14 protein-coding genes are annotated in these 15,286 nt (G+C 45.4%); 8 read left to right on the top strand and 6 right to left on the bottom strand.

The features are described from left to right. Window positions 1-2: 2 nt before the first annotated feature. The 4 genes from ribD to F897_RS04015 all read left to right on the top strand — a co-directional run bounded on the left by ribD (window position 3) and on the right by F897_RS04015 (window position 3,718). The gene (gene ribD / locus F897_RS04000; protein ID WP_005233459.1) at window positions 3-1,091 is read left to right on the top strand and encodes a bifunctional diaminohydroxyphosphoribosylaminopyrimidine deaminase/5-amino-6-(5-phosphoribosylamino)uracil reductase RibD; all 1,089 of its coding nucleotides are present in this window, start codon (window positions 3-5) and stop codon (window positions 1,089-1,091) included. Beyond that, the gene (locus F897_RS04005; protein ID WP_004787305.1) at window positions 1,088-2,380 is read left to right on the top strand and encodes a DNA adenine methylase; all 1,293 of its coding nucleotides are present in this window, start codon (window positions 1,088-1,090) and stop codon (window positions 2,378-2,380) included. Before ribD ends, F897_RS04005 begins: the two co-directional genes overlap by 4 nt. Window positions 2,381-2,403: 23 nt before the next feature. Next, a complete protein-coding gene (locus tag F897_RS04010) occupies window positions 2,404-3,063 on the top strand; it encodes a riboflavin synthase (RefSeq protein WP_005233461.1) in 660 nt (219 codons plus the stop codon). A 109-nt stretch (window positions 3,064-3,172) separates the two neighbouring features. Beyond that, window positions 3,173-3,718, top strand: coding sequence for a VTT domain-containing protein (locus F897_RS04015; protein WP_005233462.1), 546 nt, complete (start codon window positions 3,173-3,175; stop codon window positions 3,716-3,718). Between the two features lie 102 nt (window positions 3,719-3,820). Here the strand turns inward: F897_RS04015 and blhA are convergent, their stop codons facing one another. The 3 genes from blhA to F897_RS04030 are packed head-to-tail and all read right to left on the bottom strand — an operon-like array spanning window position 3,821 to window position 6,310. Further along, a complete protein-coding gene (blhA, locus tag F897_RS04020) occupies window positions 3,821-4,435 on the bottom strand; it encodes a cell division protein BlhA (protein ID WP_005233464.1) in 615 nt (204 codons plus the stop codon). 26 nt (window positions 4,436-4,461) lie between these two features. Next, entirely contained in the window at window positions 4,462-4,869 is a 408-nt protein-coding gene (locus F897_RS04025; RefSeq protein WP_005233465.1) for a DNA polymerase III subunit chi, read from the bottom strand. Continuing rightward, window positions 4,862-6,310: a leucyl aminopeptidase gene (locus F897_RS04030; RefSeq protein WP_005233466.1), complete on the bottom strand. Its 1,449-nt coding sequence runs from the start codon at window positions 6,308-6,310 to the stop codon at window positions 4,862-4,864. The genes F897_RS04025 and F897_RS04030 overlap by 8 nt, the downstream gene beginning before the upstream one ends. A gap of 156 nt (window positions 6,311-6,466) precedes the next feature. Here F897_RS04030 and lptF point away from each other — a divergent pair, with 156 nt between their 5' ends. The 4 genes from lptF (at window position 6,467) to F897_RS04050 (ending at window position 11,508) form a co-directional block, all read left to right on the top strand. Beyond that, the gene (lptF, locus tag F897_RS04035; protein ID WP_005233467.1) at window positions 6,467-7,567 is read left to right on the top strand and encodes an LPS export ABC transporter permease LptF; all 1,101 of its coding nucleotides are present in this window, start codon (window positions 6,467-6,469) and stop codon (window positions 7,565-7,567) included. A 2-nt stretch (window positions 7,568-7,569) separates the two neighbouring features. Beyond that, window positions 7,570-8,640 (top strand): LPS export ABC transporter permease LptG, encoded by a 1,071-nt coding sequence (lptG, locus tag F897_RS04040; protein ID WP_005233468.1) that lies wholly within the window; start codon window positions 7,570-7,572, stop codon window positions 8,638-8,640. 124 nt (window positions 8,641-8,764) lie between these two features. Next, window positions 8,765-10,312 carry a 2,3-bisphosphoglycerate-independent phosphoglycerate mutase gene (gene gpmI / locus F897_RS04045; RefSeq protein WP_005233469.1) on the top strand — a complete coding sequence of 516 codons (1,548 nt, stop codon included), beginning with the start codon at window positions 8,765-8,767 and terminating at the stop codon, window positions 10,310-10,312. A 23-nt stretch (window positions 10,313-10,335) separates the two neighbouring features. Beyond that, window positions 10,336-11,508 (top strand): S41 family peptidase, encoded by a 1,173-nt coding sequence (locus F897_RS04050; protein WP_005233470.1) that lies wholly within the window; start codon window positions 10,336-10,338, stop codon window positions 11,506-11,508. Here the strand turns inward: F897_RS04050 and F897_RS04055 are convergent, their stop codons facing one another. The 3 genes from F897_RS04055 to gacA are packed head-to-tail and all read right to left on the bottom strand — an operon-like array spanning window position 11,509 to window position 15,176. After that, window positions 11,509-12,930, bottom strand: coding sequence for a sigma-54-dependent transcriptional regulator (locus tag F897_RS04055; protein WP_414632198.1), 1,422 nt, complete (start codon window positions 12,928-12,930; stop codon window positions 11,509-11,511). A gap of 17 nt (window positions 12,931-12,947) precedes the next feature. Further along, the gene (locus F897_RS04060) at window positions 12,948-14,513 is read right to left on the bottom strand and encodes a sensor histidine kinase (RefSeq protein ID WP_005233472.1); all 1,566 of its coding nucleotides are present in this window, start codon (window positions 14,511-14,513) and stop codon (window positions 12,948-12,950) included. A 27-nt stretch (window positions 14,514-14,540) separates the two neighbouring features. Then, complete coding sequence (gene gacA, locus F897_RS04065) at window positions 14,541-15,176, bottom strand: response regulator transcription factor GacA (protein ID WP_005233474.1); 636 nt, start codon at window positions 15,174-15,176, stop codon at window positions 14,541-14,543. Between the last annotated feature and the right edge of the window lie 110 nt (window positions 15,177-15,286).

Consider the following 15,286-nt stretch of genomic DNA (forward strand, 5'->3'; position numbering starts at 1 on the left):
GCATGGCTGAACTCACTCAAGATCAAATCTGGATGCGCCGTGCCATCGAACTGGCACGTCAGGGACAGTACTCCACTAAACCGAATCCGAATGTTGGCTGTGTCATTGTCAAAGATGGCATAATCGTAGGTGAAGGTTTTCACCCTAAAGCAGGTCAACCGCATGCGGAAGTTTTTGCCATGCGTCAGGCGGGTGAACAGGCACGTGGAGCAACGGCTTATGTCACTCTGGAGCCGTGCGCACATTATGGCCGTACACCGCCGTGTGCCAAAGGTCTGGTTGAAGCAGGCTTAGCCAAAGTGATTGTGGCTTGTCCTGATCCGAATCCACTGGTCGCTGGAAAAGGTGTGCAGATCCTGAAAGAGGCCGGTATCGAAGTGGAAGTTGGCATCTGTGAAGATGAAGCGCATCTACTAAATGATGGCTTCCTGAAAGCCATGGCAACCGGTATGCCTTATGTGCGTCTAAAAATTGCATCCAGTCTGGATGGCCGTACGGCAATGGCATCGGGTGAATCAAAATGGATTACTGGTGTAGAGGCTCGACAGGATGTACAACATTGGCGTGCGATTTCCGGTGCAGTAATTACCGGGATTGATACGGTATTAGCAGATGACTGCCAGCTCAATGTTCGTAGTCTGAAAGAAGTTGATGACATCAGCACAATCGTTCAGCCAAAACGGATTATTCTGGATCGTCAGGGGCGTTTGCCACTGACTGCCAAAATTTTAGAAAATCCAGAAACGGTAATGGTGATGGGGCCTTATCGTCAGGAGCTGGCTGAGTTGGGTGTGATCCAACTCGAAATTCAGCCTTTAAAAGAATTATTACAGCAACTGGTTCAGCTGCATCAGATTTATGATGTGCTGGTTGAGTCAGGCGCAACCTTATCTACCGCATTTTTACAGGCAGGACTGGTGGATGAACTCATCAGTTATGTTGCACCGACCTTATTGGGGCAAACTGCGCGTAGTATGTTCAATGCAGAATTTAGCCGAATGGCAGAACAACTTCGATTCAAGCTACAGGATGTCACTCGCGTGGGTGATGACGTGCGCTTCAGGTTAATTCCTTCTCAAGAGACACTATGAATTCAGAGTCTACGGTTTATCACAAACGCCGCCATGCGGCACGTACTACCGATGAATATCTTTTCCATCAGTTGGTTCCTTATTTGGGGAACAAGCGCCGTTTACTACATTTAATTCTGGAAGCACTTGAGAGCACGGGAACCTTAAAACGTGAAGATGGTCGTGCGCCTATTTTTGCCGATTTCTTTGCTGGTTCTGGTGTGGTGTCGCGTTTAGCACGTCAAAATGGCTATCGTGTGATTGCCAATGACTGGGAACCGTATAGCCATGCGCTGAATCATGCAGTTCTGGCTTGTACTGATGCACCTGCATTTAAAGAACTGGGTGGCTATCAGAAAGCAATTGATTATCTGAACCGTCTGCCTGAAGTGAAGGGTTGGGTGACGCATAACCTGTGTCCGCGTAATGATGAAATCTATGATCCGACCCGGGACCGGTTGTTCTTCAAACGCCGTAACGGGATGCGTATCGATGCGATCCGTCAGCAGATTGCCACTTGGCAAGCGCAAGGTGCGATTGATGACGTGGAAATGAGTGCCTTGCTGGCACCATTACTTTATTCAGCCAGTTTTGTCAGCAATACTTCAGGTGTATTTAAAAGTTTCCATCATGGTTGGGGCGGTAAGACCCAAACTGCACTAGAACGTATTGAATCACTACTTTGGTTAACGCCAAGCCGTTTTTGTGAAGATGCCAAGCATCAAGGACCTGCCGCAGAAATGTGGTGTGTGGATGCCCAACACTTAGCCAATCAAATGAGTGGTTTTGAAGTCGATGTAGCTTATCTGGATCCACCCTATAACCAGCACGCCTATAGCAGTAACTACCATGTACTGAATGCTTTAACACTCTGGGATCAGGTGGATCTGCCTACGCCAGACACTAAAGGCTTTAAGAGCGGGATTGACCGTGCTTGGCGTAAAGAACGTCCAAGTCAGTACAACTCATCCAAGCATGCCAAAGAGGCCTATGAAACTTTGTTAGCGACCATTAATGCGCGTTTTATCCTGACCAGTTATTCGACCGATGGTAATATCAGTGCCACAGATTTGTTGCAGGCTAACCTGAAACGTGGTCGTGTAACCTTGCTCACTCAGGATGTGCCACGTTATCGTGTCAGCAAACAGCGCCAGTCTGAACGTGCACGCGTACTAGAATTTATTGTAATTACCGACACGCATGCCAAGTCAGGTCCACCAATTCGTCAGTTACTGAGCCAGTTGCATCATTATGCCGAGCTGGGCGGTGTGGATACGACCGGGGTGAGTACCCAATTGGCCTTGTGGTAAGCGCAGAGAAAAAGGAAATAAAGATGTTTACAGGTATTATTGAAAGTCTGGGCAAGGTCGAGAGCCTGCAAAGCGTTGGTGGTGATGTGCGTTTACGCATCCAGACGGATCTGGATATGTCCGATGTACATCTAGGTGATTCGATTGCCACCAATGGCATCTGTCTGACCGTAATTGACTGGGGTGAGAACTGGTATGCTGCAGACGTATCACGTGAAAGTCTGGACCGGACTACACTGGCTAACTGGAAAGTCGGCCAACCTGTAAATGTCGAAAAGGCGATGCTGCCAACTACACGCTTTGGTGGACATATTGTTTCTGGTCATGTCGATGCTGTGGGTGAAATTACGGTGGTACGCTCCGATGCCCGTTCCATCTACTTTGAAGTGACTGCACCGAAAGAAATTGCCAAATATCTGGCAGAGAAGGGCTCTATAACAGTAGATGGCATCAGCCTGACCATCAATCACTTACGTGGAAATATCCTTAGTCTGAATCTGATCCCGCATACAGCCGAACGTACCAATATTAGTACCTGGAAGCTAGGCACTAAAGTCAATCTGGAAGTGGATATACTGGCGCGTTATATCGAGCGTTTATTGCTTGGTGACAAGGCCGCAGAAACTACAGAACAGTCTAAAATCAGCATGGAATTCTTAGCCGAAAATGGCTTTTTGAAATAAATTAGCTGCACAATTACCAGACAATCTAATTGAAAAATTAGACTGTTTTTTTATTTTTCGGGATAATACGTGGCTCAACTCGCGATTTTAGCCCCAGTGGACAGGTCGAATGCTCGATTTTTTACTTCATCTTGAACAGTCTTTACCTCTATTGCTGGAGCAGTATGGGGTATGGATCTATGCAATTTTGTTCCTGGTGATTTTTGCGGAAACAGGTTCGCCGTTTTTCTTCTTTTTGCCAGGTGACAGTTTGTTGATTGCTGTCGGTGCGCTGTGTTCTAGCTCTGACCTGATTACCTTGCACTCCATGGGATTATTGCTGCTGATTGCTTCGATTCTGGGTTATACCGTGAATTATTATTCGGGCAGGGTGCTCGGATTAAAGTATTTCAATGAACATTCACGGTTTTTCAAACCTGAATATATGGTCAAAACCAATCATTATTTTATGAAACATGGTGGCAAGACGATCTTAATTGCGCGTTTTATTCCCTTTGTACGTTCCTTCGGTCCTTTTGCGGCAGGTTCTGGCCATATGAGCTTTGCGACTTTCAGTTTTTATAATGTAACTGGGGGAATTCTCTGGATCAGCACTTTGCTAGGGGTGGGCTATCTGCTTGGTAATACCGCATTTTTACTGGCTGACTTGTTTTAATTTTAAAGTAGATTTTAGCTAGATAGAATAAGTTTAAACAAGGCAAGCAAGGAGTTAAGGCTGAAAAATAAAAAGACTATTTCAGCCAAATGACTATCAACTTTACTCAGCCAGATCAGAATTTTTCAGAATATAGTCAATTTCTTCTTTGGCTGCAGCGCGTAATTTCTCACGCAGTGCATTGATGGTTTGTTCAATCACAGTTTCTGCTTCGAGTTCCAGACGTAACCGTAAGCTTTCCAGCTCAGACAAAATCTGGGTATCATCGATATTTAAGTGACCTTTGGCAAAGTCGAGGACCTGATCCGGATTTTTCTGATAGCGTGCGGCATAATCCTGAACTTCAGTATCCAGTATATGACGCATTTCAGCCAGCTTCTGGGTTTGCTCGGCAAATTTTCGCTCTTCATCACGGCGTAGCTGTTCGGCATAAGCCTGTTCTTCAGCACGTTTTTCGGCTAAGGCCTTTTCGAGTGCCCGTTGTCTGCGAATGCGTGCTTCTTCAATCAGTTCGGCCTTGCGCTGTGCATACGCTGCTTCAATTTTACGCTCAGACTCTTTCTGTAACTGCTGGTCGCGGACCAGCCATTCTTCTACAGCGGTTTCAGGCTTAAGTACTTCACAGATGCGCGAGAGGTCATCGATAAAGGTCTGACGTACAGCCTCAGGCGTGTTTAACCAGCGCTGTTTAAAATCTGGACCTACATTTAATGCCACTTGCATCTCCTTGTTCACGTGATTACTTAGAGCTTAAAGGTATTTGGCTGAATGCCAAAGCGACGATATTGTTTATATTTTTCACGTCCCAGCTGTTTGGCCGGTTCATTGTTTTCAATAATCTCAATAATGTGACTAAATTTCGCATCAGGTTCAAGTGCTTCCGGATTAAAATTAAAAATAATCCAGCCCGACTGCTCTGGTAATTGAGCCGAGATACAAACGGTTGCATCTGGCTGATCGATTCCATGCGGAATAAAGCTGGCAGGATCAAAGTTCCACAGCTTTTCATTCAGTTCCTGCTGTAAGGCAGGATCAGCACACAGCAGCCAGATGCGCTCTGGCTGACGCAAAATTTTACGGCATAAACGGCAAGTGCTGTCCACTTGTCGTTCAGGACTTTTTTCAAATAAATAAAAGCTGACCTTAGCCATGCTTTTGAACGCGATTAGCCAGGAATTGCATTAATAAAGGTACTGGACGGCCAGTTGCGCCTTTATTTGGACCTGAATTCCATGCAGTACCTGCAATATCCAAGTGAGCCCAGCGATAGTCACGTGTAAAACGTTGCAGGAAGCATGCAGCTGTTACAGAACCAGCTTTAGGACCACCAATATTGGCAATATCCGCAAATGGAGAGTCCAGTTGTTCCTGATAGTCGTCCAGTACCGGCATGCGCCATACACGGTCAAATGCGTTTTGGCCGGCGGTTTCAAGTTCTGCAGCCAGCTCATTGTCTGGCGTAAACATACCGGTCAAGACTGAACCTAACGCCACTACACAAGCACCGGTTAGAGTTGCAATATCAATCACCAGAGCAGGATTAAAGCGTTTCACATAAGTTAATGCATCGCAGAGTACCAGACGGCCTTCAGCATCAGTATTTAAAATTTCAACGGTTTGACCACTCATGGTGGTGACGATGTCACCTGGACGTGTTGCTTTGCCAGACGGCATATTTTCCGCTGCAGCAATCGCACCTACAACGTGAATTGGTAAACGAGATTCACATAGTGCACGAAGCGTGCCCAGAACTGAAGCTGCACCGCACATATCGTATTTCATTTCGTCCATGCCAGCGCCTGGCTTTAATGAAATACCACCGGTATCAAAAGTAATGCCTTTACCCAGTAATACCACTGGTGCTTCTTCACGATGCGCCAGATATTCAATCGTAATAATACGGCCTGGACGGTCTGAACCTTTGCTGACTGCAAGGAAGGCCCCCATGCCAAGGTCAGCCATTTGCTGTTCATTGAGTACAGTTACTTTAAGCAGGTCCGGATATTGAGCCGCTAGCGCTTGGGCCTGTTCTGCCAGATATTCCGGGAAACAAATATTGCCAGGACGGTTACCCAGATCACGCGCCAGATTCTGACCAGTCTGTACGGCCTGAATCAATTGCAACTGTTCAGCTGTTAGCGGAGTTTCGGCAGCGATGAAATCAATCTGCTGCAGAATAAATTCATTCTTTTTCGACTTGTATTCGTCATAGCCGTAGCTGGCCTGAGTTAAAGCCAATGCAAACAGATAGTGCAATTCTTGTGGAAGTTGTGTCAGATCAACAGAAATCTGTTTGAATTTTTTTTGAGAGGCTTTAATAATGGCCTGGGCAATTTTCGCCAGTTTTCCCGCTTGTAATTCGGCAGTCTTGCCGAGGCCGATAAGGGCCGCATGCTGAGACTGGCTGACCTGTCCAATCAGGCTTAAACTTTCTGCTAGACCGGCCTTGAATTGGGAGGCTTCAATTAATGTGTCTAGGTTGTTGATTTTATATGTTGATACAGCGCTCTGAATTTGCTCTGAGTCGACTAAAATCAACAAAGATTGACTTGATCCATTCTGTGGGAATGACGTATTAATTGTAAGGTTCATATCTTGTTTTCACGCCTGTTTAGATTTGCAAATCATTCAAGCATTGAAACATTTATCCGATTAGATTTTCAATGGGCAGAGCCACCTAGGTTTTATATTTTTGCTATTCGGGTAAACTAGCACTCGTTTTATGGAGCTCATTTTGGAAGAACTAATTTGATTATTCGGCGTTATCTGGTCAAGCAAGTGGTATCGACCTCTTTGGTGGTGATTGCCTTACTGACCCTTATCATGATGGGCGGTCGTTTGATCAAGTATTTTGGTGTGGCCGCACAGGGGCGTCTGGATGCTGGAATCCTGTTCAGCATCATTGGTTATCGTTTGCCTGAATTCCTGACCCTGATTCTTCCACTTGGGTTCTTTATTGGCTTAATGCTGGTCTTTGGTCGTCTCTATGTTGATCATGAGATGGCGGTCTTAAATGGTAGCGGAATTAGCCGGCATCAGCTGGCACGTCTTTTGATTCCGATGACTTTGGTCTATCTCCTTGCACAAGGCTTTCTCATGTTGTGGGCTTCACCGTGGGGGATTCGACAGTTCGAAGCCTTGACCAGTGAGCAGGCAGTACGAACCGGCTTTGATCTGGTTCGGCCCAAAGAATTTATCTCTTCCGGACCTTATACCATTTATGCCGGAGATCTATCCGAAGATCGCAAAAACCTGAAAGATATCTTCTTCTATCAGCGTGCGGAAAAAGAAGGCAAGCCAGATGTGATGATTCTGGCGCAGGAAGCGACCCGGATTGAAATGCCGAATGATGCAGCTAATGTGGTCGACCTAGTCAATGGTCGCCGCTATGAAATTTATCCAGGCACGCCGCAATATACCCAGGCTGAATTTGAAAGCTATCGTTTACGAATCGAAAATGATAAAGAAGCAGAACTGGCCAGTGATGAAGTTGAAGCCTTGCCGACCGGACAGCTTTGGAAAAACCGTCAGGATCCTGTCGTAGCCAGTGAGCTTGGCTGGCGTGTCTTTGTGCCATTTGCCATTGTGATTGCCCTGATTTTGTCTGTAGCCCTGTCTGAAGTGAGCCCACGTCAAGGTCGCTACCTCAAATTATTCCCAGCACTGATGATCTTTGCCAGCCTGATCGTCGCCCTGATGGCGATCAAAACCCGGGTCAGTAAGGCGGAAATGGGCATTTGGGCTTATCCATTAGTCCTGATCATTTATGCTATAGCCGGTGCATTGTTCTCACGTAAACAGAATTTGGCGCCAAAAATTAAAAAACGGATTCAGCGAGTGAGGTCTTAACAATGTTAGCACGTCGTATAGTTGCCAAACATGTGACCGGAACCACTGCGCTGGCGATGCTTGGGGCAACAGCTGTTCTTTCAGGTCTGCAGGTCTTATTTACGTATTTAGGTGAATTGGGTTCCCTGAAAGAAGGCTATGGTGCCTGGGATGCCTTGAAATATGTACTCTGGGGCGCACCCAATTATTTGTATGAAATCCTGCCAATTTCGGCACTGATTGGTGCGGTACTCGGTTTGGGTACATTAGCTTCCAATAGTGAGCTGATCGTAATGCGTTCAGTCGGCGTTAGCCTGTGGCGTATTGTCGGCTGGGTCATCCGTTCAGCATTGCTATTAGTCGTATTGTCGTTTGCCCTGAGCGAGTGGGTGATTCCCTATACCAATGAACAGGCCAAAGCTGTCAAAAGCTATAACAAGCCGGTCAAAATTGGTGAGGTGAAAGGCTATTGGACGCGTGAGGGTAATCGCTTTATCTATATTGATTATGCCAATGCCAAAGGCCAGCTGAAAAATGTGCAGATGCTGGACTTTGATGACAATTACCGTCTGCGGGGTACTCTGGATGCCAAACAGGGTGAGTTTGTCAAAGATGGGGCCTGGAAATTAGATAGCACAGAACAGTTTGATATTTTACAAAACGGTAATGCGACACTGGTACAGCATGATGAGCAGCCACTGGCTTTGGCCTTGCAGCCGAAATATGTGCATATGGTCACGATTGATCCGGAAGATTTATCGCCAAGCCAGCTGGTGAGCTTTATGAGCTATATGCATGAATATAGTCAGGTACCTAAAACCTATCAGCTGGCCTTCTGGCAGAAAGTCGGTTCGCCATTTGCCCTAATTGCGCTGGTAGTGATTGCCTGTTCATTTATTTTCGGACCATTGCGTCAGCAATCCATGGGTTTCCGTTTGGTGATTGCATTATTCGCAGGTTTAGGCTTCTTCTACCTGCAGGATTTTCTTGGCTATGCCAGTCTGGTCTATGCGCCGTCACCGGCATGGTTCGTATTTATTCCTATTTTGCTGATGTTTGCTATTGGCGGCTACTTGCTCCATCGGGCCCGCTAAGCTACAGGAAAATAGAAGAAATCAATCGCAACAAGAGGCTTAAACCATCGTCTGGTCATGGCCTCTTTTTGCAAAATTCGGTAAACTAGAGCGATTAATTCGTAGACGAAAAGAGTATTTCATTATGACGGATGCAACTGCTGGCAAAATCCCTCACGTTTTGGTGATTATGGATGGTGTGGGTCATCGCGAAGCGGTCGAAGACAATGCGTTTTTAGCGGCTAAACGACCAAATTTAACTGCTATGCAGGAAAAGCATCCGCATGGTTTGATCTCAGGTTCAGGTGAAGATGTCGGCCTGCCTGATGGTCAGATGGGGAACTCTGAAGTCGGTCACATGAATCTTGGTGCTGGCCGTGTGCTGTATCAGGACTTTACTCGTATTACCAAAGATATCCGTACTGGGGCTTTCTTCGAACATGAAGTGCTGGTAGATGCGGTTGAGAAAGCCAAAGCAGCAAATGGTGCAGTCCACATTATGGGTCTGCTGTCTGAAGGCGGTGTGCACTCACACGAAGATCATATCGTGGCGATGGCTGAACTGGCTTTAAAACGCGGTGCTCAGGTTTATCTGCATGCGTTCCTCGATGGCCGTGATACACCACCAAAAAGTGCGCAACCCTCTTTAGAAAAACTGGATGCATTATTTGCTCAATATCCGGGCCAGGGTCGTATTGTCAGCATGATCGGTCGTTATTTTGCCATGGACCGTGACAACCGTTGGGATCGTGTAGAGCAAGCGTATCGTCTGCTGACTGAAGGTGAAGCAGTGCGTACTGCAGCTAGTGCAGTTGAAGGGCTGGAACAGGCTTATGCTGCAGAGGAATCAGATGAATTTGTAAAAGCGACTCGCATTGGCGACACTGTGAAGATTCAGGATGGCGACAGCGTCGTATTCATGAACTTCCGTGCTGACCGTGCCCGTGAATTGACTCGTGCCTTTGTTGAAAAAGATTTTGCTGGTTTTGAACGTAAGGTTGTACCGAATCTGGCGAAATTCGTAATGTTGACCCGTTATCAGGCGACCATTGATGCACCTGTGGCATATATGCCAGAAGCGCTGGTAAATTCTTTAGGTGAATATCTGTCGAACCTGGGTAAAACTCAGCTACGTATTGCAGAAACCGAGAAATATGCGCATGTAACGTTCTTCTTTAGCGGTGGCCGTGAAGATGAGTATCCAGGTGAAAAACGTATCCTGATCCCATCTCCAAATGTTGCGACTTATGACCTGAAACCGGAAATGAGTGCCTATGAAGTCACTGATGAACTGGTGGCAGCGATCAATTCAGGCGAGTTTGACCTACTGGTTGTGAACTATGCTAACGGTGATATGGTCGGTCATACAGGTGTGTTTGATGCAGCAGTGAAAGCCGTTGAAGCCGTGGATACTTGCTTAGGCCGTGTTTATGAAGCTGTGATGGCGAAAAAAGGTCATATGATTATTACTGCCGACCATGGTAATGTGGAGCAAATGCAGGATTATCAGAGTGGTCAGGTGCATACCCAGCATACCACTGAACTGGTTCCATTTATCTATGTGGGTCCAAGTTCTGCAACAATCGCAGAAGGTGGTGTATTGGCTGATGTCGCACCAACCCTGCTGAACTTGATGCAAATTCCGGTACCAACTGAAATGCAAGGTCGCAATCTTATTGAGCTGCACGCTTAATCTTTTATAAAACAGGTATAAGAATGATAAAAACACATGGCAAGTCTGTAGTCTTATCCTGCTTACTGATGTGTTTGAGTCATTCGGCATGGAGTGCTGTTTCAACCGAGATGGCACTCGATGAACTGGAAATGGACGAACAGGTCTATAATGAAATTCCTGTTACATCCATCCAGGAATTTGTTCAGATTTATGGCATCGTCAAAGATAATTATATCCAAGACAAAAATGACGATGTGCTTTTCCAGCAGGCCATTCAAGGTTTGGTGAGCGGCTTGGACCGCTATTCCCGCTATTTATCTCCTGAAGACTATAAGCAGCTGCGTGAATATACCGAAGGTGAACTGGCCAGTATTGATTTTGATCTGCATTTTAATCCACAGCTAAAACAATGGATGGTACAAGGCTTAAGTCCAGATGCTGACTCTGCCAAGCAAGGCCTTCGTAATGGTGTAACAGTTTATAAGATTGATGATCAGGTCTTGAGTGCGCTGAAACGTGAGCAGGTGCGAGATTTATTGACTGGTGCTATTGGCTCTACTTTAACGCTACAGCTTTCTGCGCAAAGTGTACCGATTACACTGGTCCGCAATACCAAAGTGGATACCGAGATTAAATCGACCCTACACAGCAATCAGGTTCTAGTGCTGCAGGTCAAAGTCTTCCAGCAGGATACCGCTAATGAAATCAAACGGATTATTGAAAGTTATTCAACTAATCGCCTGAAAGCGGTGCTGTTTGACCTGCGTAATAATCCGGGTGGTTTATTATCTGCAGCTGTTGAATCAGCAGATTTGTTCCTGAATCAGGGTATTATTGTCTCGACCAAGAGCCGTTCTGAAGGCAATCAGCAATTTCAGGCACTACCAGGAATTGAGTTTCAGAGCCTGAAAGTCGGTATTCTCATCAATAACCGTTCAGCTTCCGCTGCAGAAGTATTCACGGCAGCTTTGAAAGAACATAATCGTGCGTGGGTGGTAGGGGAAAAGAGCTATGGTAAAGGGGTGGTACAGAAATTATTTCCTTTGAGCAATGGCTCCGCTTTACAGATGACGGTGTCGCAATACTTTAGCCCGAGCGGCAATATGATCGAAGGACATGGGATTCAACCACATTTCACCTATCCCCTAGGTCAGGATGCGCGTGAGGAGAGCTATCTGGATCACGTCACAGACTTGCTGCTCCTGCAAAAATAATTATTCCTCTTCTTCGGTATCCAGTCCGAATTTTTTCAGACGGTAACGTAAAGACCGAAATGACATCCCCAGTTTCTTCGCGGCCAATGTACGGTTCCAGTGTGTCAGATTCAAAGCATTCAACAGAATTTCTTTTTCAATCTTTTCTAAATACAGTTCCAGACCTTCTTCGGGGAGTTTCTTGGGAATAATGATCTGATCCGAAGATGAAGTCGGCTCTGCCAGATTGGCAGTTTCTGATAAGACAGGTGCCATATGACGTAGTGGAGCAGTTTGCAGATGCTGAAGATCAATCTTGTCTTCATCACTCAAAATAATTGCGCGTTCAATAATGTTGCGCAGTTCGCGTACATTGCCCGGATAATATTGCTCGAGTAAAAATTCTTTACTCCGTTCCGTCAACTTTTTCGCAGGAATTTCCCATTCTTGGCAGATCTTTTGAATAAAATGCTCAGCGAGGAGCAGAATATCCTGGCCGCGCTCACGCAGGGGTGGTAAGACCAGATCCATCACATGAATACGGAAGAACAAGTCCTGACGGAATTTGCCTTGTTGTACCAGCGCATCGAGATCCTGATGGCTGGCACTGATGACACGGAAATCGACATCAATTTCAGTATCGGAACCGACTGGACGAATGCGTTTTTCCTGAACAGCACGTAACAGTTTGACCTGCATAGATAACGGTAATTCAGCAATCTCATCTAAGAACAAACTACCTCCATGGGCAGACTGAATTAGTCCCTGCTTGTCCTGTGTCGCGCCAGTAAAGCTGCCTTTCTTATGGCCAAACAGTTCACTTTCCATCAGTTCAGTCGGGATTGCACCGCAGTTAATTGCGATAAAAGGTCCTTCATTGCGATTGCTGAGACGATGAACCAGATTGGCGACAACTTCTTTCCCGGTACCTGATTCGCCAGTAATAAACACGGGTGCCTGGGAACGGGCAATTTTTTTCAAGGTGACACGCAATTGCTGAATAGGCAGAGATTGTCCAATCAGCAGCTTATGTTCTAGTGAATCATTGGAATTATTCTGATAATAGTCTACTGGTTTATTTAGTGCTTTTTGCAGCAGTTGCTCCAGATGCTTTTGATTGATCGGTTTGCTAACAAAGTCAAATGCACCTGCCTTGAGTGCAGCAATAGCAATATCCATATTACCATAGGCCGTTAGAACAGCTACCGGAAGGTAAGGGGAATGCTGGTTAATCCAGTCCAGTAATTGCAGACCATTGCCATCAGGAAGATTTAGATCCGTCAGACAGGCATCATATTGATGATCTGTCAGAAATTTTTTTGCATCTTCCAGACGATGGGCAATATGTGTACGGATTCCCATGCGCATCAATGACATTTGCATGAGGGTACATAGATCTTCCTCATCATCCACCAATAAAACCAGTGGTTGTTGTTCCACAATATTTCCCCTTATTCCTTTTATGCTGTTACACGTTGACAACTAATCCGAAAGCATGCGCCCTGTTCTTGTGAAATGTAGTTGAGTTGTGCCTGATTGGCTTCACAAAAACTGTGTGATAAATATAGTCCGAGTCCCGTTCCATGGATAGACGTGCTGAAAAAAGGTTTAAATAATAATTCCTGATCATGGGTGGCAACACCAGAGCCAAAATCCCGAACATCTATCCATACCTTATGTTCATATGGGTGAATATTCAATTGAATATGAGATGAATCTGGAGAATTGTGACGGATAGCATTACGAATCAGGTTAATTAGAATCTGACGTAACTGGGCTTCATCGAACTGAATAGCCAGTGGTACATCAATATTAAATTGAATCTGGTCGGCCACATCTGCTAAATCTTCCTGAATAAATAGTGGTATAAATTCATTCAGCTGAATTACGACCGGATGGGTTTCTTTATTCTTCACCATATTCAGGGTGTCCTGAATAATCCGGTCAATACGGGTAGCCTGTCGGCTGATCATCTGATGCAGGACCTGTTGCTGTTCAGGTTCAGAATCGAGATAAAGATCATTGGCCTGTACAATGGCAGCCAGAGGATTGCGAATTTCATGGGCAATACTGGCGGAAAGCTGGCCTAGAGCAGCAAGCTTTAACTGTTGCACCTGCTGATTAAGTTTGCGGGCATCTTGCAGCACGAGGAGAGTCAGAGTCTGGTGCGGCACAATCAGCTTTTGTACCTGCACATGAATATTATAACGACTCTGCTGGGATTCAAATTGAAACCGCTCGCCATTTTCCAGATTTTCAAAACGGATCAGTTCAAATAAGTCATTTTGAGATTGGTATAACGAAAATCTTTCATGGGCATACATTGGCTCAATGCCGAGCAGATGACAGGCAGCCGGATTACTGAGCACCACATGGTAATTCTCATCTAAGACCAGATAACCAGTTTCAATCTGTTCCAGAATATAGCGGTTAATATTCTGTAAGCGATATAGTTCTAGCGATTGAGAAAAATTCAGGTTTTCCAGAATCTGAAAGCGCCGTACTGCAATTTGCCCCGAGCCATAAACGACAAAAAACAGAAAGGCCAGCAGGGCACTGTTGCCGATATTGGTAAGCGAGGAAAAAGCAAAAATACTGCCGATAAAATGCTGGTAGATAATACTAATCACCGCAATTAGAGTGACGATCAGGGCTTTCTTGGCATCAAGCAATAATGAGGCTGAAAAAATGGTAATAACAAAAATCAGTCCGAGATGGACATTTGGACCCTGACTGGCCAAGGTCAATAAACTGAGAAAAAAGACATCGCTGGCAAAAATCAGAATGAACTGTGGCTGAATCAGGTGCTTTACCCATCTTAGTGTAAACAGCTGCACAGTATTGACGGCGACGCCAATCATTAAGGCATAGTGATAGAGTTTAGGATACTGATAATCCGCAGTCATATCGGGATAAGTCAGCAGGAAAATCAGCAACAGACCCGTGCTGATAATCAGGCGGTATGCGCTATACCATAGGCCCAGATGATATTGATTCAGTTCAGAATAACTGGATGTTTGCGCCATAGAAACCGCATTAAGCAGAGGGTTAAATTAAGGTTTAATCAGGCCATAGCGCATTGCAAGATGGGTCAGTTTAACATCACTATCGATATTAAGTTTTTCGAAGATCCGGTAACGGTAAGTATTGACTGTTTTAACACTTACAAACAGCTTGTCGGCAATTTCCTGCGCGCTGATACAGTTCACTACCATCATCGCCACTTGCATTTCACGTTCAGACAGTGCGTCAAAAGGGGATTGCTGGGTATCAGACAGGTAGGAGCTGGCCAGCTGTTCTGCGATATCAGCACTGAAATATTTACCGCCCTGCATGACTTTATTGATGGCACGAACCATCTCTGATACAGGTGCACCCTTGGTGATATAACCTTTGGCACCTGCCTTAAGTAAAAGAGAAGGATAAGGTTCTTCAGCCAGACCACTCACCGCAAGAACTTTGGTTTCAGGAGCAGTCTGTAGCAAACGGCGTGTGGTTTCTACACCACCGATACCTGGCATGTTGACATCTAAGAGAACCACATTGGGATGATGCTGACGGACGAGGGTAATTGCTTCTTCACCAGATTCAGCCTGTCCAATCACCTGAACATCCGCATGGTCTTCCAGCATTCTGCAAATTCCAGTACGAACTAATTCATGGTCGTCGACAACTAAAACTGTGATCACCTAGACTCTCCCTCATTAAAAAATCATTTTTTTGTTACATAAAGCAAAATAAGCTTGCAATGAAACTACAAAATTAGCAATCCTATTCGCAGATTAAATCTGAAACTTAT

Source organism: Acinetobacter variabilis, assembly GCF_000369625.1.
GTDB lineage: Bacteria > Pseudomonadota > Gammaproteobacteria > Pseudomonadales > Moraxellaceae > Acinetobacter > Acinetobacter variabilis.